The sequence below is a fragment of the Pseudomonas sp. Pseusp21 genome (genome assembly GCF_059492145.1).
Genome location: NZ_CP168520.1, coordinates 5,502,613 through 5,522,341 on the forward strand (window position 1 = coordinate 5,502,613; position 19,729 = coordinate 5,522,341).

19 protein-coding genes and 1 pseudogene are annotated in these 19,729 nt (G+C 61.8%); 8 read left to right on the forward strand and 12 right to left on the reverse strand.

The window, feature by feature from the left end:
- From ACEN93_RS25065 to ACEN93_RS25085, 5 genes are read left to right on the forward strand one after another with little or no spacing between them, the layout of a single operon-like run.
- Nucleotides 1-1,989, forward strand: coding sequence for a heme lyase CcmF/NrfE family subunit (locus tag ACEN93_RS25065; RefSeq protein ID WP_490841892.1), 1,989 nt, complete (start codon nt 1-3; stop codon nt 1,987-1,989).
- Nucleotides 1,986-2,522 (forward strand): DsbE family thiol:disulfide interchange protein, encoded by a 537-nt coding sequence (locus tag ACEN93_RS25070; RefSeq protein WP_039769747.1) that lies wholly within the window; start codon nt 1,986-1,988, stop codon nt 2,520-2,522. Before ACEN93_RS25065 ends, ACEN93_RS25070 begins: the two co-directional genes overlap by 4 nt.
- On the forward strand, nt 2,519-2,989 hold the full coding sequence (locus tag ACEN93_RS25075; protein WP_011333089.1) for a cytochrome c-type biogenesis protein: 471 nt from the start codon (nt 2,519-2,521) through the stop codon (nt 2,987-2,989). The genes ACEN93_RS25070 and ACEN93_RS25075 overlap by 4 nt, the downstream gene beginning before the upstream one ends.
- The gene (gene ccmI / locus ACEN93_RS25080) at nt 2,986-4,188 is read left to right on the forward strand and encodes a c-type cytochrome biogenesis protein CcmI (RefSeq protein WP_007959249.1); all 1,203 of its coding nucleotides are present in this window, start codon (nt 2,986-2,988) and stop codon (nt 4,186-4,188) included. The genes ACEN93_RS25075 and ccmI overlap by 4 nt, the downstream gene beginning before the upstream one ends.
- 25 nt (nt 4,189-4,213) lie before the next feature.
- Nucleotides 4,214-4,621, forward strand: coding sequence for a hypothetical protein (locus tag ACEN93_RS25085; protein ID WP_039769751.1), 408 nt, complete (start codon nt 4,214-4,216; stop codon nt 4,619-4,621).
- Between the two features lie 53 nt (nt 4,622-4,674).
- On the opposite strand, the gene ACEN93_RS25090 is transcribed toward ACEN93_RS25085, so the two are convergent.
- Together ACEN93_RS25090 and ACEN93_RS25095 are read right to left on the reverse strand one after the other, a co-directional pair.
- The gene (locus ACEN93_RS25090; protein WP_039769753.1) at nt 4,675-5,250 is read right to left on the reverse strand and encodes a PIN domain-containing protein; all 576 of its coding nucleotides are present in this window, start codon (nt 5,248-5,250) and stop codon (nt 4,675-4,677) included.
- Nucleotides 5,247-5,714 (reverse strand): helix-turn-helix domain-containing protein, encoded by a 468-nt coding sequence (locus tag ACEN93_RS25095; RefSeq protein WP_007959254.1) that lies wholly within the window; start codon nt 5,712-5,714, stop codon nt 5,247-5,249. Before ACEN93_RS25095 ends, ACEN93_RS25090 begins: the two co-directional genes overlap by 4 nt.
- Nucleotides 5,715-5,992: 278 nt before the next feature.
- Between ACEN93_RS25095 and ACEN93_RS25100 the strand changes: the two are divergent.
- Nucleotides 5,993-6,398 (forward strand): annotated as a pseudogene (locus ACEN93_RS25100) (type II toxin-antitoxin system HicB family antitoxin).
- A gap of 46 nt (nt 6,399-6,444) precedes the next feature.
- On the opposite strand, the gene ACEN93_RS25105 reads toward ACEN93_RS25100, so the two are convergent.
- Entirely contained in the window at nt 6,445-7,632 is a 1,188-nt protein-coding gene (locus ACEN93_RS25105; RefSeq protein ID WP_163974325.1) for an MFS transporter, read from the reverse strand.
- Between the two features lie 241 nt (nt 7,633-7,873).
- On the opposite strand from ACEN93_RS25105, the gene ACEN93_RS25110 reads away from it, so the two are divergent.
- Nucleotides 7,874-8,494: a DUF5666 domain-containing protein gene (locus tag ACEN93_RS25110; RefSeq protein WP_074687551.1), complete on the forward strand. Its 621-nt coding sequence runs from the start codon at nt 7,874-7,876 to the stop codon at nt 8,492-8,494.
- A 55-nt stretch (nt 8,495-8,549) separates the two neighbouring features.
- Here the strand turns inward: ACEN93_RS25110 and ACEN93_RS25115 are convergent, their stop codons facing one another.
- The 8 genes from ACEN93_RS25115 to gcl all read right to left on the reverse strand — a co-directional run bounded on the left by ACEN93_RS25115 (nt 8,550) and on the right by gcl (nt 18,191).
- Nucleotides 8,550-9,548: a sulfate ABC transporter substrate-binding protein gene (locus ACEN93_RS25115; RefSeq protein WP_007959271.1), complete on the reverse strand. Its 999-nt coding sequence runs from the start codon at nt 9,546-9,548 to the stop codon at nt 8,550-8,552.
- A 105-nt stretch (nt 9,549-9,653) separates the two neighbouring features.
- Nucleotides 9,654-10,478 carry an ion transporter gene (locus tag ACEN93_RS25120; protein WP_039769763.1) on the reverse strand — a complete coding sequence of 275 codons (825 nt, stop codon included), beginning with the start codon at nt 10,476-10,478 and terminating at the stop codon, nt 9,654-9,656.
- A gap of 21 nt (nt 10,479-10,499) precedes the next feature.
- Nucleotides 10,500-11,414: an urea transporter gene (locus tag ACEN93_RS25125; RefSeq protein ID WP_495610639.1), complete on the reverse strand. Its 915-nt coding sequence runs from the start codon at nt 11,412-11,414 to the stop codon at nt 10,500-10,502.
- 148 nt (nt 11,415-11,562) lie between these two features.
- Complete coding sequence (pyk, locus tag ACEN93_RS25130; protein ID WP_495610640.1) at nt 11,563-12,978, reverse strand: pyruvate kinase; 1,416 nt, start codon at nt 12,976-12,978, stop codon at nt 11,563-11,565.
- Nucleotides 12,975-14,249, reverse strand: coding sequence for a glycerate kinase type-2 family protein (locus ACEN93_RS25135; RefSeq protein ID WP_064594446.1), 1,275 nt, complete (start codon nt 14,247-14,249; stop codon nt 12,975-12,977). Before ACEN93_RS25135 ends, pyk begins: the two co-directional genes overlap by 4 nt.
- 177 nt (nt 14,250-14,426) lie before the next feature.
- The gene (locus ACEN93_RS25140) at nt 14,427-15,320 is read right to left on the reverse strand and encodes a 2-hydroxy-3-oxopropionate reductase (RefSeq protein ID WP_495610641.1); all 894 of its coding nucleotides are present in this window, start codon (nt 15,318-15,320) and stop codon (nt 14,427-14,429) included.
- 159 nt (nt 15,321-15,479) lie between these two features.
- Nucleotides 15,480-16,262, reverse strand: a complete 783-nt coding sequence (gene hyi / locus ACEN93_RS25145) for a hydroxypyruvate isomerase (protein ID WP_011333102.1) — start codon at nt 16,260-16,262, stop codon at nt 15,480-15,482.
- 153 nt (nt 16,263-16,415) lie between these two features.
- Entirely contained in the window at nt 16,416-18,191 is a 1,776-nt protein-coding gene (gene gcl, locus ACEN93_RS25150) for a glyoxylate carboligase (protein ID WP_085747087.1), read from the reverse strand.
- Nucleotides 18,192-18,459: 268 nt separating this feature from the next.
- On the opposite strand from gcl, the gene ACEN93_RS25155 reads away from it, so the two are divergent.
- A complete protein-coding gene (locus ACEN93_RS25155) occupies nt 18,460-18,900 on the forward strand; it encodes a GlcG/HbpS family heme-binding protein (RefSeq protein ID WP_011333104.1) in 441 nt (146 codons plus the stop codon).
- Between the two features lie 91 nt (nt 18,901-18,991).
- On the opposite strand, the gene ACEN93_RS25160 is transcribed toward ACEN93_RS25155, so the two are convergent.
- Nucleotides 18,992-19,597, reverse strand: a complete 606-nt coding sequence (locus ACEN93_RS25160; RefSeq protein WP_007959290.1) for a TetR/AcrR family transcriptional regulator — start codon at nt 19,595-19,597, stop codon at nt 18,992-18,994.
- Between the last annotated feature and the right edge of the window lie 132 nt (nt 19,598-19,729).

Here is a 19,729-nt window from a genome sequence, read left to right on the forward strand (position 1 = left end):
ATGACATCCAGCATTTTCATTCCTGAACTGGGCCATCTGGCCATGATTCTGGCGCTGTGTTTCGCGCTGGTGCAGGCCGTGGTGCCGTTGCTCGGTGCCTGGCGCGGCGACCGTCTGTGGATGGGCCTCGCCCAACCGGCGGCGTGGGGGCAGTTCGCATTCCTGCTATTCGCCTTCGGTTGCCTGACCTATGCGTTCATGACCGACGATTTCTCCGTGGCTTACGTCGCGATGAACTCCAACAGTGCTTTGCCGTGGTACTACAAGTTCAGCGCGGTGTGGGGCGCCCACGAAGGGTCGCTGCTGCTGTGGGCGTTGATCCTCGGCGGCTGGACCTTCGCGGTGTCGGTGTTCTCCCGGCAACTGCCGCAAGTCATGCTCGCCCGCGTGCTGGCGGTGATGGGCATGATCAGCACCGGTTTCCTGCTGTTTCTGATCCTCACCTCGAACCCGTTTTCGCGGATCCTGCCGCAGATCCCGGCCGACGGTCGTGACCTCAACCCATTGCTGCAGGACATCGGCCTGATCGTCCATCCGCCGATGCTCTACATGGGTTACGTCGGTTTCTCGGTGGCCTTCGCGTTTGCCATCGCCGCACTGCTCGGCGGTCGTCTCGATGCGGCGTGGGCACGTTGGTCGCGTCCGTGGACCATCGTCGCCTGGGCTTTCCTCGGCATCGGCATCACCCTCGGTTCGTGGTGGGCTTACTACGAACTCGGCTGGGGCGGCTGGTGGTTCTGGGACCCGGTGGAAAACGCCTCATTCATGCCATGGCTGGTGGGCACGGCGTTGATTCACTCGCTGGCGGTCACCGAGAAACGTGGCGTGTTCAAGAGCTGGACGGTGTTGCTGGCGATTGCCGCGTTCTCCCTGAGCCTGCTCGGCACTTTCCTCGTGCGTTCCGGCGTGCTGACCTCGGTGCACGCGTTTGCTTCGGATCCTGAGCGCGGCGTGTTCATCCTGATCTTCCTGCTGTTCGTGGTCGGTGGTTCGCTGACCCTGTTTGCGCTGCGCGCCCCGGTGGTCAAGAGCCAGGTCGGTTTCAATCTGTGGTCGCGAGAAACCCTGCTGCTGGGCAATAACCTGGTGCTGGTGGTGGCGGCGTCGATGATCCTGCTCGGCACCCTGTATCCGCTGATTCTTGATGCGATCAGCGGCGCCAAGCTGTCGGTCGGCCCGCCGTACTTCAACGCGTTGTTCATTCCGTTGATGGCGCTGTTGATGCTGGTGATGGCAGTCGGCGTGATCGTGCGCTGGAAAGACACGCCGGTGAAATGGCTGGTCAGCATGCTGACCCCGGTGCTGCTGGGCAGCGTTGCCCTGGCGGTGGTGGCCGGTGTCGCTTACGGCGATTTCAACTGGGCCGTCATCGCGACGTTCCTGCTCGCGGCCTGGGTGTTGCTGGCCGGCGTGCGCGACATCTTCGACAAGACCCGCCACAAAGGTCTGATCAAAGGCCTGCCGACCCTGACCCGCAGTTACTGGGGCATGCAGATCGCCCACCTCGGTATCGCCGTCTGTGCGCTGGGCGTGGTGTTGTCGAGCCAGAACAGTGCCGAGCGTGACCTGCGCCTGGCGCCGGGCGAGTCGATGGACCTGGCCGGTTATCAGTTCGTGTTCGAAGGCGCCAAACATTTCGAAGGCCCGAACTTCACCTCCGACAAGGGCACCGTCCGGGTGATCCGCAACGGTCAGGAAATCAGCGTGCTGCACCCGGAAAAACGTCTGTACACCGTGCAGAACTCGGTGATGACCGAGGCCGGGATCGACGCCGGTTTCACCCGCGACCTATACGTCGCCCTGGGCGAACCGCTGGGCGATGGCGCCTGGGCGGTGCGGGTGCATGTGAAACCGTTTGTGCGCTGGATCTGGTTCGGCGGTCTGCTGACCGGTTTCGGTGGTCTGCTGGCGGCGCTGGATCGGCGTTATCGAATGAAGGTCAAAGCCCGCGTGCGTGAAGCGCTGGGCATGGAAGGAGCCGCTGCATGAGACGTTGGTTGATGCTGGTGCCATTGGCGATTTTCCTGCTGGTGGCCGTATTCCTTTATCGCGGTCTGTACCTGGATCCGGCGGAGCTGCCGTCGGCGATGATCGGCAAACCGTTTCCGGAGTTTTCGCTGCCGGCGGTGCAGGGCGACAAGACCCTGACCAAGTCCGACATTCTCGGCAAACCGGCACTGGTCAACGTCTGGGGCACCTGGTGCATTTCCTGCCGGGTCGAGCACCCGGTGCTGAACAAACTCGCCGAGCGCGGCGTGGTGATCTACGGCATCAATTACAAGGACACCAACGCCGATGCGTTGAAGTGGCTGGCCGAATTCCACAATCCGTATCAACTGGACATCCGCGACGACGAAGGCTCGCTGGGCCTGAACCTGGGTGTCTATGGCGCGCCGGAAACCTTCTTCATCGACGCCAAGGGCATCATCCGCGACAAGTACGTCGGGGTGATCGACGAGCAGGTCTGGCGGGAAAAACTGGCGGCCAAGTATCAGGCGCTGGTCGACGAGGCCAAGCCATGAAGCGCTTTTTAGCCGCCATGGTGCTGGGCTTGAGCCTGGCCGGCGTGGCCCACGCGGCCATCGACACCTACGAGTTCGCCAAAGAAGGCGATCGCGAGCGTTTCCGCGAGCTGACCAAGGAACTGCGCTGCCCCAAGTGCCAGAACCAGGACATCGCCGACTCCAACGCGCCGATTGCCGCCGACCTGCGCAAAGAGATTTTCCGCATGCTCGGCGAGGGCAAGGACAATCAGCAGATCATCGACTTCATGGTCGACCGCTACGGTGATTTCGTCCGCTACAAACCGGCGCTCAATGCCAAGACCGCTTTGCTCTGGTTCGGCCCGGCCGGCCTGTTGCTGGGTGGGTTCGTGGTGATCGCGGTGATCGTCCGCCGCCGTCGCGGGCAGCGCGCCGAGACGCCGCAATCGCTGTCTCCTGAAGAGCGTCAGCGCCTCGACCAACTGTTGGATAAAAACCAAGAATGATTGATTTCTGGCTTGCCGCAGGGCTGTTGCTTCTGGTCGCCCTGAGTTTTCTGTTGATCCCCGTTCTGCGCGAACGTCGCGCCCAGCGTGAAGAGGATCGAACCGCTCTCAACGTCGCGCTGTATCAGGAACGCGTCGCCGAGCTGCAATCGCAGCAGGCGGAAGGCGTGCTCGACGCCGCGCAAATGGACAGCGGCCGCGCCGAAGCGGCCCGGGAACTGTTGGCCGACACCGAAGGTGTGGCGCCGGCGCGGGTTTCGCGTCTGGGCAAGCCGTTGCCATTGCTGGCAGCCGTGCTGGTGCCGGTGTTGGGCCTCGGTTTGTACCTGCACTTTGGCGCGAGCGACAAGGTCGAACTGACCCGGGAATTCGCCCAGGCGCCGCAGTCGATGGAAGAGATGACTCAGCGTCTGGAACGCGCAGTCGCTGCGCAGCCGGATTCGGCTGAAGGCGTGTATTTCCTCGGTCGCACTTACATGGCCCAGGATCGTCCGGCTGATGCGGCGAAGATGTTCGAGCGTGCCGTCAATCTGGCCGGTCGTCAGCCGGAACTGCTCGGCCAGTGGGCGCAGGCCCAATACTTCGCCGACAACAAAAAATGGTCGGACAAGGTTCAGGCTCTGACCGATGAAGCGCTGAAAGCCGATCCGAAAGAAGTCACCAGTCTCGGCCTGCTGGGCATCGCCGCGTTCGAAGGCGAGCGTTATCAGGAGGCCATCGACTACTGGAACCGTCTGCTGGCGCAACTGCCACCACAGGACAAATCCCGCGAGGCTCTGCAGGGTGGTATCACCCGCGCCACCGAAAAACTGCAGGCCAGCGGCGGCAAGGTCGCCCAGGCACCGGCGGCGAAAGCGGCGGCGTTGTTGAAAGTGCGTGTGGATCTGGCCAGCGAGCTCAAAGCCAAAGTGCAACCGGGTGACAGCGTATTCATTTTTGCCCGCGCCACCTCGGGCCCGCCGGCACCGCTGGCGGCCAAGCGCCTGACCGTCGCCGATCTGCCGGTGACCGTCGAACTGGGTGATGCCGACGCGATGATGCCGCAATTGAAACTGTCGAACTTCCCCGAAGTCCAACTGGTTGCGCGCATCTCCCGTGCCGGTCAGCCGACCGCCGGTGAGTGGGTCGGTCGCAGCGGGCCTCTGGCCAGCAGCACCACCGCGCCGCAGACACTGACCATCGACAGCCCGGACAAATAGCCGGAACCAACAGGAAAGCACCGCCATGAACGCCATCGCCCGAATCACAGTCCTCACACTGGCCCTGGGCTTGAGCGCATGTGCGGTGCAACGACCGGAGCCCACCACACGGCTGCCGCCGATCCCACCGTCACAACCCAGCCCGACCCCGTCGACCAGCCCGACGCCGAGCAAGCCGGGCATCCCGGCCAAACCCGCCAAACCTGTCCCGCGCACCTCCGCCAGCTTCGCCCCACCACCGGGCGGCAACAGCCACTGGGACCAGAAACTGGGCGTTTACGTGCTCGACGACCAGACCAACACCTTCTACCGTCAGCGCACCTACTACCGCTGGAACAACGGCTGGAGCCGCTCGATCAGCCCCAACGGCCCGTGGGAAGAAACCAACATCCACGGCGTACCGGCGGGACTGGGCAAGCAGTTCGGGCAGTAATGAAAAACGGCGATCTTTGGATCGCCGTTTTGCTGTGTGGGGGTAATGAGCTTTCAAAGGATTGCGTGATAGCCGCGGAGTGCCTGGACTGATTTAACCAGGCCTTGTCGTTGCAGTAGATCAAGAAAAGGTTCGACGTCCATGGCAGGCATTTTCAGCTGCCGACGCTGCTTTTGGGCCGCAGCAACCACTGCTGCCGGATCAAGCCCCAAGAGGTTGTCGACGAACTCGTCCGGATGCTGCGCCTCGATGCCGAAAGGCTCTAGCGTTTTGCAGGGAAAGTCTTTCTGGTTGAAGGTCACTATCACACTTGCGCCGCAGCGGATGGCCGCCGCCAGAACATGGCGATCATCGCAGTCGGGCAAGGTGAGGCCGGCAATCAGGTCTTCATAGTCATGGACACAGGCGTCGGGTATCGCTTGATCCATCAGGCCGGACGTACGATCCAGCTGTTCCATCGTCAGGTCAGGACGGTTCTTCAACAGATTGCGTTTCCATTCGCAGTGAATCTCCTGGGTCCATCGCGCCCGAAATCGCCCCGAGAGGGCAAGCCACATGAGGAAGTCTCTCAAGGGGGCAGGGTACAAGACGCATGCATCATATAAAGCGGTAAAAGAGGAATGCCTCACTCGTATCCTGTCCTTAACGCCTGAGCTTGCTCTGCGAGAAGCGCCATTGCCTGCTCGCTGGCGGTGGTGCGCCGGGTCTTATAGTCCATCAGATCGGCAAAACGCACGCGTCGGTGCTTGCCTGTTTTGTGGTAGGACAACTCGCCGCTTTCCAGCAGTTTTATGAGGTGTGGACGTGAGACGTTGAGGAGGTCCGCGGCTTCCTGGGTCGTCAATTCGGCATGCACCGGTACGACCTGCACCGCGTTGCCGGCTGCCAGTTCCGCCAGAATGTCGATCAGCAAGCGCAGGGCCGAGGTGGGCAGTTCGACGCGATGAGCTTCGTTCTGCTCGTCGAAAATCTGGATGTGCTGAGTCTCGAAATGGGTCGCGAGGTATGCCGCCAGGGCACGCTGCCCTTCAATGGCGGCTTTTACTTCGCGTTCTACGGGGAGGCTGATGGAGGGATGAATAACGGTCGACATGGCGAGTCCGGCTTTGGAAATGAGGAATGCCGGAACGTTATTCGAAATAAGCGAAAATCGCAATAAACGAAACGAGTAGGAGTTTTATGGCTTTTCGCCGACAACCCCTGCACATATTCAACGAACGCCCGCGCCTTGACACTGGCCAGCCTACTCGTCGGAAACACCGCCGACAGATAGTCAAAACATCCTGCAGAACAACCAACGTTGTGTCACAACCTTCCGCAGGCTACTAAAGGTATCTCTAGAGTTACTTTAATGGGCGAGGCAATTTCACAATGCAATACCCAATCTGCATCGAGTGGGGTGACGAGAACACCGCCATCGGGATTCAGATATCCCGATATTCCCGGCGCGATTACTGCCGGGGATACGTTTGAGGATGCCTACAACGCGGCCGTCGAGATTGCCCACATCATGCTGCAGGAGATCGCGGCCGATGGCGACTCGATTCCGATGCCGACCTCGGCGGCCACCCATCGCAACAACCCGGAGTTTGCCGACATGGGCTGGGGCATGCTCGAACTGGACATCTCGCCGTACATGGGCAAGACCGAAAAGGTCAACGTGACGTTGCCCGGCTATGTCATCCAGCGGATCGACCGCTATGTGCGTGAGCACAATGTCAAAAGCCGTTCCTCTTTTTTGGCGGATGCCGCCATGGAAAAGCTGGTCCGGCATTAAGCCTCGAGCACTGTCGGATCAGCGATCCGGCAGTGCTTTTCAGATTTTAGGCCGTAGCCAGAACAGGCTTCTGCGAAGCACTCAAAAACCGCACCAGCGCCAGCAGCGGGAACGCGCTGCCAACAATCACGATCCACAACCAGCCGCCATGCTCGTACACCGCACTGGCTACCGACGAGCCGAAGGCGCCGCCGACGAAGATGCTGGTCATGTACAGCGCGTTGAGGCGGCCGCGGCTTTTGGCATCGAGGGAGTAGACCGCGCGCTGGCCGAGCACCATGTTCATCTGTACGCAGAAGTCGAGCACCACACCGGTCACGGCCAGGCCGATCACGCTGTAGGCCGGGTGGATGAAGGCGGGCAGGAAGCTCAGGCTGGCGAACAGCATGGCCAGCAACGAGGCGATGCGGGTGTGGCCGGCATCGGCCAGGCGTCCGCTGATCGGGGCGGCGATGGCACCGATTGCGCCGACCAGGGCGAAGATCGCGATTTCACTCTGGGACAGGCCATGGTTGCGCGCCAGTTCCAGCGGCACGGCGGTCCAGAACAGGCTGAACGTGGCGAACATGCAAGCCTGGTAAAACGCCCGCTGACGCAGCACCGGTTGTTTGCGCAGCAGCGTCCACAACGAACCCAGCAACTGGCCGTAGGAGGCGCTGTGATCCGGCTGGCGCTTGGGCACGGTCAACGCCAGCACCACGCTGATCGCCGCCATCAAGGCTGCGGCGATCATGAACATCGCCCGCCAGCCGAGATGGTCGGCGACCACGCTCGACACCGGACGCGCCAGCAGAATCCCCAGCAGCAAACCGCCCATGATCCCGCCGACCACCCGGCCACGGGATTCTTCCGGCGCCAGATGCGCCGCCAATGGAATCAACACCTGCACCGACACCGAGCTGAACCCCACCAGCAACGAAATCAGCAGGAACACATTCGGTTGATCGGTAAACGCCGCGCCGAGCAGGCTGGCAATCGCCACCACGGTGGTGATGATCATCAGGCGGCGGTTTTCCAGCAGATCCGCCAGCGGCACCAGGAAGAACAGGCCCAGCGCATAGCCGATCTGGGTCAGCGACACGATGAAACTGGCCATGGTGTCGCTCAGACCGATATCCGGCGCGATCAGGCCGATGATCGGCTGGGCGTAGTAGATGTTGGCAACGATGGCGCCGCAGCAGAAAGCGAACAGCAGCACCATGCCTCGGGTCATTGTGTGAGTTGTGGCGGTCATAGGGTTTCTCGATCCAGCGAAAAGGAATGCGGTGAGGCTAAGGGACGGGCCGAGCCGGCAGTAGAGGCTTCTGATCGATATCAGTTATTCCGTTGCGGAACAGGTGGCGCCGAACAATCCATTGTTCATCGGCGAACCTTGCGTCCGACCGTTGAGCGTCGATGATACATTCACTTACATCTTGTTCGATAGCGTGCTTATGTTGTGACCGGGTTTCAACATTCATCAACGGAGGATTGCGATGTTTCGTCAGTTGCTTCGCCACACCACAACCATTGTCCTGATCAGTCTGCTCGGCGCCACTGCTGTGCAGGCCGCCGAAGCGCCCGGCATGCGCATGGGTGTGCGCGGCGAGATCACCGGGGTCAGTGCCGACTCGCTCAAGGTTCACGTCAACAGCGGTGAAAACGTCGTGATCCAGTTGACCCCGGACACCAAGGTCCGCGCGGTCACCCTGGCCAATATCGAAGACATCAAGCCCGGCAGCTACATCGGTTCGGCCGCCATTCCCCAGGAGGATGGCACGCTCAAGGCGCTGGAGGTTCACGTGTTCCCGCCGGAGCTGGCCGGCAGCGGCGATGGTCATCGGCCGTTCGACCTGGCCAAGGGCAGCAGCATGACCAATGGCAGCGTCGGCGATCTGGTGGTGAGCAACGGCCGGGTGCTGACCGTGAACTACAAGGGCGGCCAGCAGAAGATCCTGGTGCCGGAGGACGTGCCGATCGTCAACCTGACGCCGGGTGATCGCAGCCTGCTCAAGGTCGGGGTGAAGATCGTCACCTTCGTGACCCAGAGCGCGGACGGCACGCTGACCGCGCAGTCCATCTCCGCCGGCAAGGATGGCGTGAAGCCGCCCATGTAGCGGCCCACAAAAAAGGCGACCTCTGCAGGTCGCCTTTTTCATGTCAGCTCACACCTTACTGGCCGCTGTAGATCTGGTCGAAGATCCCGCCGTCATTGAAGTGGGTCTTCTGCACGGTGCGCCAGTCGCCGAAGGTTTTCTCGACCGACAGGAAGTCGACTTTCGGGAAGCGGTCGGTGTACTTGGCCAGTACCGCCGGGTCACGTGGACGCAGGTAGTTGGCGGCCGCGATTTCCTGACCTTGCGGCGACCACAGGAACTTCAGGTATTCCTCGGCAGCGGCGCGGGAGCCTTTCTTCTCGACCACTTTGTCGACCACCGACACCGGCGGCTCGGCTTCGGCGGAGACGCTTGGGTAGATGACTTCGAACTGGTCGCGGCCGAACTCGCGGGCGATCATTTCGGCTTCGTTTTCGAATGTCACCAGCACGTCGCCGATCTGGTTGGTCATGAACGTGGTGGTCGCGGCGCGGCCACCGGTATCCAGCACCGGCGCCTGTTTGAACAGCTTGCCGACGAAGTCTTTGGCCTTGTTCTCGTCACCGCCGTTTTTCAGGACGTAGCCCCAGGCGGACAGGTAGGTGTAGCGGCCGTTGCCCGAAGTTTTCGGGTTCGGCACGATCACCTGCACGCCGTCCTTGAGCAGGTCCGGCCAGTCTTTCAGGGCTTTCGGGTTGCCTTTGCGCACGATGAACACGGTGGCCGAGGTGAATGGCGCACTGTTGTTTGGCAGGCGGGTGACCCAGTCCTTCGGCACCAGTTGACCGTTGTCGGCCAGGGCGTTGATGTCGGTGGCCATGTTCATGGTAATGACGTCAGCCGGCAGGCCGTCGATCACCGAACGGGCTTGCTTGCTCGAACCGCCGAAAGACATCTGCACGGTGATGTTTTCGTTGTGTTCGGCCTGCCAGTGTTTCTGGAACGCAGTGTTGTAGTCCTTGTAGAAATCGCGCATCACGTCGTAGGACACGTTGAGCAGGGTCGGTGCGGCCTGAGCCACGCTGCCGAAGGCAAGACCTGCGGCGAGAAGTGAGGCGCCAAAGAGTTTTTTCACTGCGCATTCCTTGTTCTGTGGGGGTGTTTTTGACAATGATAAGGCCATTTGCCAGCGACTATAGCGGGGCGCGCATAGTCGCTTAAAGATTAAAAAGAACTTTGCTTATTCCATTTTCTTGAATAACGGATTACCGCATCGCGAACAGAATGCGGCGCCGCTTTCATGGCTTTTTTTCTGGCAAACCGGGCAGTCGTGTTGCAACTGTTCACCACGCATCGCATTGGCCAGTTCGGCGGTGAAGATCCCGGTGGGCACCGCGATGATCGAGTAACCGGTGATCATCACCAGCGACGAAATCACCTGGCCCAACGGAGTCTTCGGCACGATGTCGCCAAAGCCGACGGTGGTCAGGGTCACGATAGCCCAATAGATACCCTTGGGAATGCTGGTGAAACCGTGTTCCGGGCCTTCGATCACGTACATCAACGTGCCGAAGACCGTCACCAGTGTGCAGACGCTCACCAGAAACACCACGATCTTCTGCTTGCTGCCACGCAGCGCCGACATCAGGTAGTTGGCTTGCTTGAGGTACGGACTGAGTTTGAGGACGCGGAAAATTCGCAGCATCCGGATGATCCGGATAATCAGCAAGTACTGCGCATCGCTGTAGTACAGCGCGAGGATGCCCGGCACGATCGCCAGCAGATCCACCAATCCGTAAAAACTGAAGGCATAGCGCAACGGTTTGGGTGAGCAGTACAGACGCAGGATGTACTCGCCGGCAAAGATGATGGTGAACCCCCACTCGATATACGCCAGCACATCGGCGTAATTGCGGTGAACGCTGTCGATGCTGTCGAGCATCACGATCACCAGGCTGGCGAGAATGATCAACAGCAGGATGCCGTCGAAACGTCGCCCGGCGGGGGTGTCGCTCTGGAAAATCATGACGTAAAGCTGTTCACGCCAGTGCTGGTTACTGTCCATGGATCACGCCTGAATCAAAGATCAGCGCAGCCTAGGTTGATTCTCCCCGCGAGCGCAAGGCGCGCCGCTGATCTGCGGTTGTTGCATCAGGCGAATGCCGGTGCGCAGCAGCCAGCAGGCGAGAATGAACGGTGCCGTGAGGGTTGCCAGACCCAGGGCACTGAACAGCGGCGTCAGCAGCAGCGCCAGACCGATGCCGAACAGCGGCAGCCACGGTTGTTGGCGCTGGGCGCTGAAGGCGAGGGCGGCGAGGACGGCGTTGTAGCCGCCCAGGCCCAACAACGCGATCTGGCTGTCGTGGTGCAACAGGCTGGAACCCAGACCGATTACCGAAGCCAGCAGCGCCCAGGCAAAGGCCCGGCGATCGGCGATCAGCAAACCGGCGGCGATCAATCCACCGGCCAACGGATGGTCGAGGAACATCACCTGACCGAAGCCTTTCAGGGCGGCACCGAGCAGGTTCACGGTGTTCAGTTCAAGCGCCGGAGCCGGCGTCGAAGGCTCGGCGAAACACAAGAACACCCAGCTCAGCAACACGAACGGCGCGGTGTAGGCGGGCAGGTACTCGGTGAGGCGTGCGCGTTTGAGCCACTGCTGCGTGATCATCGCGCTCAGGCCACCGGCCGCCAGAATCAGCGGCGGCAGCATCGGCGACCAGGGGAAATACAGGCTCAGCAACAGGCCGACCAGTACGCCGTTGTAGCTGAACAGTCCGGCCTGGCGATCCGCCTTGGCGTAGTTGCGCCGTTGCGCGGTGAGCAAACCGGCGACCGCGCCGAGCAGCGCGCCGGCGAACAGCACCGGCGCGGTGAATAAAATGGCCAGAAGGCACAGGAGTCCACACAGCGGATGGCGCTGGAGGAAGATTTGACTGAAGCCGTTGAGCAACGCTTCGGCCCAGTCAGGGCAGTGGGTGTTGAAATGATTGGCAGGCATGGCAGTTCTAAAAAGTCAGTACTGATCGTTCCCACGTCGAACCGTCTGCGTGGGAATGCCTCAAAGGACGCTCTGCGTCTGCTCTTGGGACGCGGAGCGTCCCGGGCCGCATTCCCACGTGGAGCGTGGGAACGATCTTGGTCAGTGGTTAAATCAATGTTTCGATCCGCAGCGAATTCGTCGACCCCGGCTGCCCGAACGGCACACCCGCGGTGATCAGCAACGTATCGCCACGCTCGGCCATTCCTTGCGCCTGCGCGATTTCCAGCGCGGTCGAGCACACCTCATCCACCTGACGCAGGCGATCATTGACCACCGAATGAATGCCCCACGCCACGCTCAAGCGGCGGGCGGTCTGCAGGTTCGGCGTCAGGTTGAGGATCGGTGCCTTTGGCCGCTCCCGTGCCGCACGCAGACTCGATGCGCCGGACTCGCTGTAGTTGACCAGCACAGCCACTGGCAGCACGTTGCTGATCCGGCGGATCGCGCAACTGATCGCATCGGACACGGTCGCTTCGGCTTTCGGCCGGCTGACGTCGAGCTGGGTCTGGTAGTCCGGACCGTTCTCCACCTGGCGGATGATCTTGCTCATCATCTGCACGGCCTCCAGCGGGTACTCGCCGGACGCGGTTTCTGCCGACAGCATCACCGCATCGGCGCCTTCGGCCACGGCGTTGGCCACGTCGGTGACTTCGGCGCGGGTCGGCGCCGGGGAGAAGCGCATCGACTCGAGCATCTGCGTCGCCACCACCACTGGTTTGCCGAGCTGGCGGCAAGTGGTGATGATGTTCTTCTGGATTTGCGGCACGCTCTCGGCCGGCACTTCCACGCCCAGGTCACCGCGAGCCACCATGATCGCGTCGCTCAGTTCGGCGATCTCGCGCAGTTGCTCGACGGCCGACGGCTTCTCGATTTTCGCCATCAGGAACGCCTTGTCGCCGATCAGCGTGCGGGCCTCGATGATGTCTTGCGGACGCTGCACGAACGACAGCGCGACCCAGTCCACACCCAGCTCCAGACCGAAGCTCAGGTCGCGACGATCCTTGGTGGTCAGCGGGCTCAGGTCGAGCACCGCTTGCGGCACGTTCACGCCTTTGCGGTCCGACAGTTCGCCGCCATTGAGCACGGTGGTGTCGATCGCGTCGGTGTATTTGGTCACGACCCGCAGGCGCAGTTTGCCGTCATCGAGCAGCAGGTCCATGCCGGCTTCCAGCGCGGCGATGATCTCCGGATGCGGCAGGTTCACCCGGCGTTCGTCGCCCGGTGTCGTGTCCAGATCGAGGCGGAACGCCTGGCCGCGATGCAGTTGCACCTTGCCGTCAGCGAACTTGCCGACCCGCAGTTTCGGCCCTTGCAGGTCCATCAGGATCCCGAGCGGATAGTTGAGCTGGCGCTCGACTTCGCGGATCCACTGATAGCGCTTGGCGTGGTCGGCGTGATCGCCGTGGCTGAAGTTGAGGCGGAAGATGTTGACCCCGGCCTCGACCAGCTCGCGGATGTCTTCGATGCCGTCGACGGCAGGCCCGAGGGTGGCGAGGATTTTGACCTTTTTATCAGGCGTCATGATTTAGAGCTCTCGAGGATCAGGATGGCGCGGAAGTCGTTGACGTTGGTGCGGGTCGGCTCGGTGACGATCAGCGCATCGAGCGCCGCGAAGTAGCCGTAGCCGTTGTTGTTATCCAGCTCGTCGCTGGCGCTCAGGCCGAGGGCAGCGGCGCGGGCGTAGCTGTCCGGGGTCATGATCGCGCCGGCGTTGTCTTCCGAGCCGTCGATGCCGTCGGTGTCACCGGCCAGCGCATAGACGCCCGGCTGGCCCTTGAGGCTGTCGGTGAGGCTGAGGAGGAATTCGGCGTTGCGCCCGCCACGGCCATTGCCGCGCACGGTCACCGTGGTTTCGCCGCCGGAGAGGATCACGCACGGCGCTGCCAGTGGCTGGCCGTGATGGATGATCTGGCGCGCGATGCCGGCGTGGACTTTCGCCACTTCGCGGGATTCGCCTTCCAGGTCGCCAAGGATCAGCGTGCTGAAGCCGGCCTGACGGCATTTCACCGCCGCCGCGTCCAGCGATTGCTGAGGGCGGGCGATCAACTGGAAGTGACTGCGGGCCAGGCTCGGATCGCCGGGTTTGACGGTTTCCGATTCCGGGCTTTGCAGCCAGCTGCGCACCGACGCCGGAATTTCGATGCCGTAGCGCTTGATGATGGCCAACGCTTCGGCGCTGGTGCTCGGGTCGGCCACGGTCGGGCCGGAGGCGATGACCGTGGCAAGATCGCCCGGTACATCGGAAATCGCGTAGGTATAAACAGTCGCCGGCCAGCAGGCTTTGCCCAGGCGTCCGCCCTTGATCGCCGAGAGGTGCTTGCGCACGCAGTTCATCTCGCCGATGGTCGCGCCGGATTTGAGCAGGGCTTTGTTGATCGACTGCTTGTCGGCCAGGGTGATGCCTTCGGCCGGCAGCGCCAGCAGGGCAGAGCCGCCGCCGGACAACAGGAAGATCACGCGGTCGTCTTCAGTCAGGTTGCTGACCAGTTCCAGCACGCGTTTGGCCACGGCCAGACCGGCAGCGTCCGGCACCGGGTGCGCGGCTTCGACCACTTCGATTTTTTCGCACGGGGCGCCGTGACCGTAGCGGGTCACCACAAGGCCCGAAACTTCACCTTCCCAGCAGCGCTCGACCACTTGCGCCATGGCAGCGGCAGCCTTGCCGGCGCCGATAACGATCACGCGACCGGTGCGATCGGCCGGCAGATGCGCTTCGAGGACCTGGTTCGGATGGGCCGCGTCGATGGCTGTGGCAAACAGCTCGCGCAGCAGTTGTTGCGGATCGACCGACATGGCGGGCTCCCATTCTTATTGTTCTTGGTTAGTGCGGGTGATCGTTCCCACGCTCTGCGTGGGAATGCCTCAATGGACGCTCTGCGTCCGCTTCGGCAGGGACGCGGAGCGTCCCGGGCTGCATTCCCACGCAAACGGTTCGACGCCTCGACGTGGGAACGAGCGACGGGGCAGGGCTTACTTCTTGTCGCGAATCGAGAAGTTGGCCATGTGTTCCAGGCCCTTGATCAGCGCCGAGTGGTCCCAGTTGCTGCCACCGATGGCCGCGCAGGTGCTGAACACTTGCTGGGCGTTGGCGGTGTTCGGCAGGTTGATGTTCAGCTCCTTGGCGCCTTGCAGGGCCAGGTTCAGGTCCTTCTGGTGCAGGCTGATGCGGAAGCCCGGATCGAAGGTGCCCTTGATCATGCGCTCGCCGTGCACTTCGAGGATCTTCGAGGAAGCGAAACCGCCCATCAGCGCTTCGCGCACCTTGGCCGGATCGGCACCGTTTTTCGAAGCGAACAGCAGGGCTTCGGCCACGGCCTGAATGTTCAGGGCAACGATGATCTGGTTCGCAACCTTGGCGGTCTGACCGTCGCCATTGCCACCGACCAGGGTGATGTTCTTGCCCATGGCCTGGAACAGCGGCAGTGCGCGTTCGAAGGCATCGGCGTCGCCACCGACCATGATGCTCAGGGTCGCGGCCTTGGCACCGACTTCACCACCGGACACCGGGGCGTCGAGGTATTGCGCGCCTTTCTCGTTGATCTTCGCGGCGAACGCCTTGGTGGCGGTCGGCGAGATCGAGCTCATGTCGATCACGACCTTGCCTTTGCCGATGCCGGCAGCGACGCCGTCGGCGCGGAACAGCACGTCGTCGACCTGCGGAGTATCCGGCACCATGACGATGATGAATTCAGCTTCCTGCGCCACTTCGCGTGGGTTGGCCAGAGCGACGGCGCCAGCGGCGACCAGGTCGGCAGGGGCGGTGTCGTGGTGCGCCGACAGGAACAGGCTGTGACCGGCTTTCTGCAGGTTCGCCGCCATTGGGTGGCCCATGATGCCGGTGCCGATGAATCCGATTTTAGCCATGAGAAAATCCTCTTGTTTTTGTCTTGCTCAAGCAAATAGGGGGTGTTGCTTCGGGTGGGAGCGGGCTTGCTCGCGAATGCGGTTCAACATTCAACATCTTCGGTGACTGACACACCGTCTTCGCGAGCAAGTCCGCTCCCACAGGGTTTTGCATTGTTCTTAAATCGCGTTGTGGGTCTTCAGCCAGCCGAGGCCTGCTTCCGTGGTGGTCAGCGGTTTGTACTCACAGCCGACCCAGCCCTGATAACCGATGCGATCGAGGTGTTCGAACAGGAAGCGGTAGTTGATCTCGCCGGTGCCCGGCTCGTTGCGGCCCGGGTTGTCGGCCAGCTGCACATGGTTGATCTCGGCCAGGTGCGATTGCAGGGTGCGGGCCAGATCGCCTTCCATGATTTGCATGTGATAGATGTCGTATTGCAGGAACAGATTGGCGCTGCCGACCTGCTCGCGAATCGACAGGGCCTGCGCCGTGTTGTTCAGGTAGAAGCCCGGGATGTCGCGGGTGTTGATCGCTTCCATCACCAGTTTGATGCCGACGGCTTGCAGCTTGTCGGCGGCGTACTTGAGGTTGGCGACGAAGGTCTTTTCAACGGTGGCATCGTCCACGCCCTGTGGACGGATGCCGGCCAGGCAGTTGACCTGGGTGTTGCCCAGCACCTGGGCGTAAGCGATGGCCAGATCAACCCCGGCGCGGAACTCTTCGACCCGGTCCGGCAGGCACGCGATACCGCGCTCGCCCTTGGCCCAGTCACCGGCCGGCAGGTTGAACAGCACTTGGGTCAGACCGTTGGCGTCGAGTCTGGCCTTGATTTCGGCAGAACTGAAATCGTACGGGAACAGATACTCGACACCGCTGAAGCCGGCCTTGGCGGCGGCGTCGAAACGGGCAAGGAAATCCTGTTCGGTGAACAGCATGGACAGGTTGGCTGCGAAACGCGGCATGGTGGTCTCCCGTTCTAGATTCTCGTTCCCACGCTCTGCGTGGGAATGCCTCTATGGACGCTCTGCGTCCGCTTTGGGACGCAGAGCGTCCCCGGCTGCATTCCCACGCAGACGGTTCGACGCCTCGACGTGGGAACGATCAAGCAAAAGCAGTTAATCGAGCAGCGAAATCGCCGTTGGCGCATCGTTGCCGACCAGCGCCAGGTCTTCGAATTCGTTGACGGCGTTGATCTCGGTCCCCATGGAGATGTTGGTCACACGCTCCAGAATGATCTCGACGATCACCGGCACCTTGAACTCTTCGATCAGCTCTTCGGCCTTGCGCAGGGCAGGGGCGATGTCAGCCGGTTCGAACACACGCAGTGCCTTGCAGCCCAGGCCTTCGGCGACTGCGACGTGGTCGACACCATAACCGTTGAGTTCCGGCGCGTTCAGGTTATCGAAGGACAGCTGCACGCAGTAGTCCATATCGAAACCGCGCTGGGCCTGACGGATCAGCCCCAGGTACGAGTTGTTCACCACGACGTGGATGTACGGCAGTTTGAACTGAGCGCCGACCGCCAGTTCTTCGATCATGAACTGGAAGTCATAGTCCCCCGACAGGGCCACGACTTTACGGTTCGGATCGGCCTTCACCACGCCCAGCGCTGCCGGAATGGTCCAGCCCAACGGGCCTGCCTGGCCGCAGTTGATCCAGTGACGCGGCTTGTAGACGTGCAGGAACTGCGCGCCGGCAATCTGCGACAGACCAATGGTGCTGACGTAGCAGGTGTCCTTGCCGAACACCTGGTTCATTTCTTCGTAAACGCGCTGCGGCTTGACCGGCACGTTGTCGAAGTGGGTCTTGCGGTGCAGGCTGGCCTTGCGCTGCTGGCAGTCCTGCAGCCAGGCGCTGCGGTTTTTCAGTTTGCCGGCGGCTTGCCATTCACGGGCGACTTCGATGAACACGGTCAGCGCGGCAGCGGCGTCGGACACGATGCCCAGGTCCGGGGTGAACACGCGGCCGATCTGGGTCGGTTCGATGTCGACGTGAATGAACTTGCGGCCTTCGGTGTAAACGTCGACCGAGCCGGTATGACGGTTCGCCCAGCGGTTGCCGACGCCCAGTACCACGTCGGATTTCAGCATCGTGGCGTTGCCGTAGCGGTGCGAAGTCTGCAGACCGACCATGCCGACCATCAGCGGGTGATCGTCCGGAATGGTGCCCCAGCCCATCAGGGTCGGGATCACTGGAATGCCAGTCAGCTCGGCGAACTCGACCAGCAACTCGCTGGCGTCGGCGTTGATGATGCCGCCGCCGGCCACCAGCAATGGACGTTCGGCCTGATCCAGCATCGCCAGGGCTTTTTCGACTTGCACGCGGGTCGCGCTCGGCTTGGCCAGCGGCAGTGGCTGGTAGGCGTCGATGTCGAATTCGATTTCGGCCATCTGCACGTCGAACGGCAGGTCGATCAGCACCGGGCCCGGACGGCCGGAGCGCATTTCGTAGAAGGCTTTCTGGAAGGCGTAAGGCACCTGGCCCGGCTCCAGAACGGTGGTCGCCCACTTGGTCACCGGCTTGACGATGCTGGTGATGTCGACGGCCTGGAAGTCTTCCTTGTGCATACGGGCGCGGGGGGCTTGCCCGGTGATGCAGAGGATCGGGATCGAGTCCGCGGAGGCGCTGTACAGACCGGTGACCATGTCAGTACCGGCCGGGCCGGAAGTACCGATGCACACGCCGATGTTGCCGGCCTTGGTGCGGGTGTAGCCCTCGGCCATGTGCGAGGCGCCTTCAACGTGGCGAGCGAGGACGTGATCGATGCCACCGACTTTCTGCAGGGCGGAGTACAGCGGGTTGATTGCAGCGCCTGGAATGCCAAAAGCGGTATCAACCCCTTCACGGCGCATCACCAGAACGGCGGCTTCGATTGCTCTCATTTTGCTCATGGTTTTGTGCCTCTTTACGTTTTGTAATTGTATACAAGTGGCTTTGCGCAGAGTGTATTCACGGCGGACGGCGCAGGTCAATCCATTTTCTCAAGCGCCTGTTTCATTCGTCGGAAGCCTGTTCTGCTGTGGCTTTTCGTCGCATGAGGCGCTTTTCGAGAATTATTGTATACAAAAAGATAATTCATTGTGTTCTATTTGTTGCATCGGGCTGCGGCACTTGCGCGCAGTCCAACGACTTTCCCAATAACAAAATGAGGACGGCACCATGAGCGCTTTAACCTTGAAAGTCGCAGTCAAGCTGGTCAACGAAGCCATCAATGCAGGGCGGGCGATCTCCGCCGCGCCGCTGACCATCGCAGTACTGGATACCGGTGGCCATCTGGTCACCCTGCAACGCGAAGACGGCGCCAGCCTGCTGCGCCCGAACATCGCCATCGGCAAAGCCTGGGGCGCCATCGCCCTGGGCAAGGGCTCACGCCTGCTGGCGCTGGACGCGCAACAACGCCCGGCGTTCATCGCCGCCCTCAACAGCATGGGGCAGGGCAGTGTCGTGCCGGCACCGGGTGGTGTGTTGATTCGTGATCAGGCGGGCAACGTACTGGGTGCGATCGGCATCAGCGGCGATCTGTCGGACATCGATGAGCAGGTCGCGATCAAGGCCGTGGAGGCCCTGGATCTGCGGGCGGATGCGGGGGTGGCAGCCTGAGTGGCTAAAACCGAATAGCCGCTGAAACGCACAAGCCCGCCCTCACAGGATCATGTGAGGGCGGGCTTGTTTGTGTCTGGAGGTGCGGACTTCAGTCCGGCTCGCAGCCCTTGAGCACCAACCGGATGATGGTTTGTGCCGCGGCTTCATAGTCGGCTTCGTCGAGCTTGTCCTTGCCGGTGACGGCGGAGATCTGCCAGTCGAAGTCGGCGTAGGTCTGGGTTGCGGCCCAGATGCTGAACATCAGGTGGTTGGGGTCGATCGGGGCGATCTGGCCGCGGTCGATCCAGGTCTGGATGCAGTCGATGTTGTGCTTGGCCTGGCCGTTGAGTTGCTCGACCAGGTCGGCGCTCAGGTGTGGGGCGCCGTGCATGATTTCGCTGGCGAACACCTTGGAGGCGAAGGGCAGGTCGCGGGAGATGCGGATCTTCGAGCGGATGTAGCCGCTCAGCACTTCGCTCGGTACGCCGTCCGGATTGAACGGGGTCGAGGCCTGCAGGATCGGCACGATGATACTTTCCAGCACCTCGCGGTAGAGGTTTTCCTTGGACTTGAAGTAGTAATAGACGTTGGGCTTGGGCAGTCCTGCCTTGGCGGCGATGTCGCTGGTTTTGGTCGCAGCGAAGCCCTTGTCGGCAAACTCTTCACTGGCTGCACGCAGGATCAGTTCTTTGTTGCGCTCGCGGATTGTGCTCATAAACCCGGTGGTTCCTTGCCTGTTCTGGCGGTTGCGCATGGTAGCACCGGCCTCGCGCGGCGCTCAACAATGCCCCGTCTGGCCCGCAGTCGCGGTATGCTGCGCGGCATTATTAACATAAGGAAACATGAT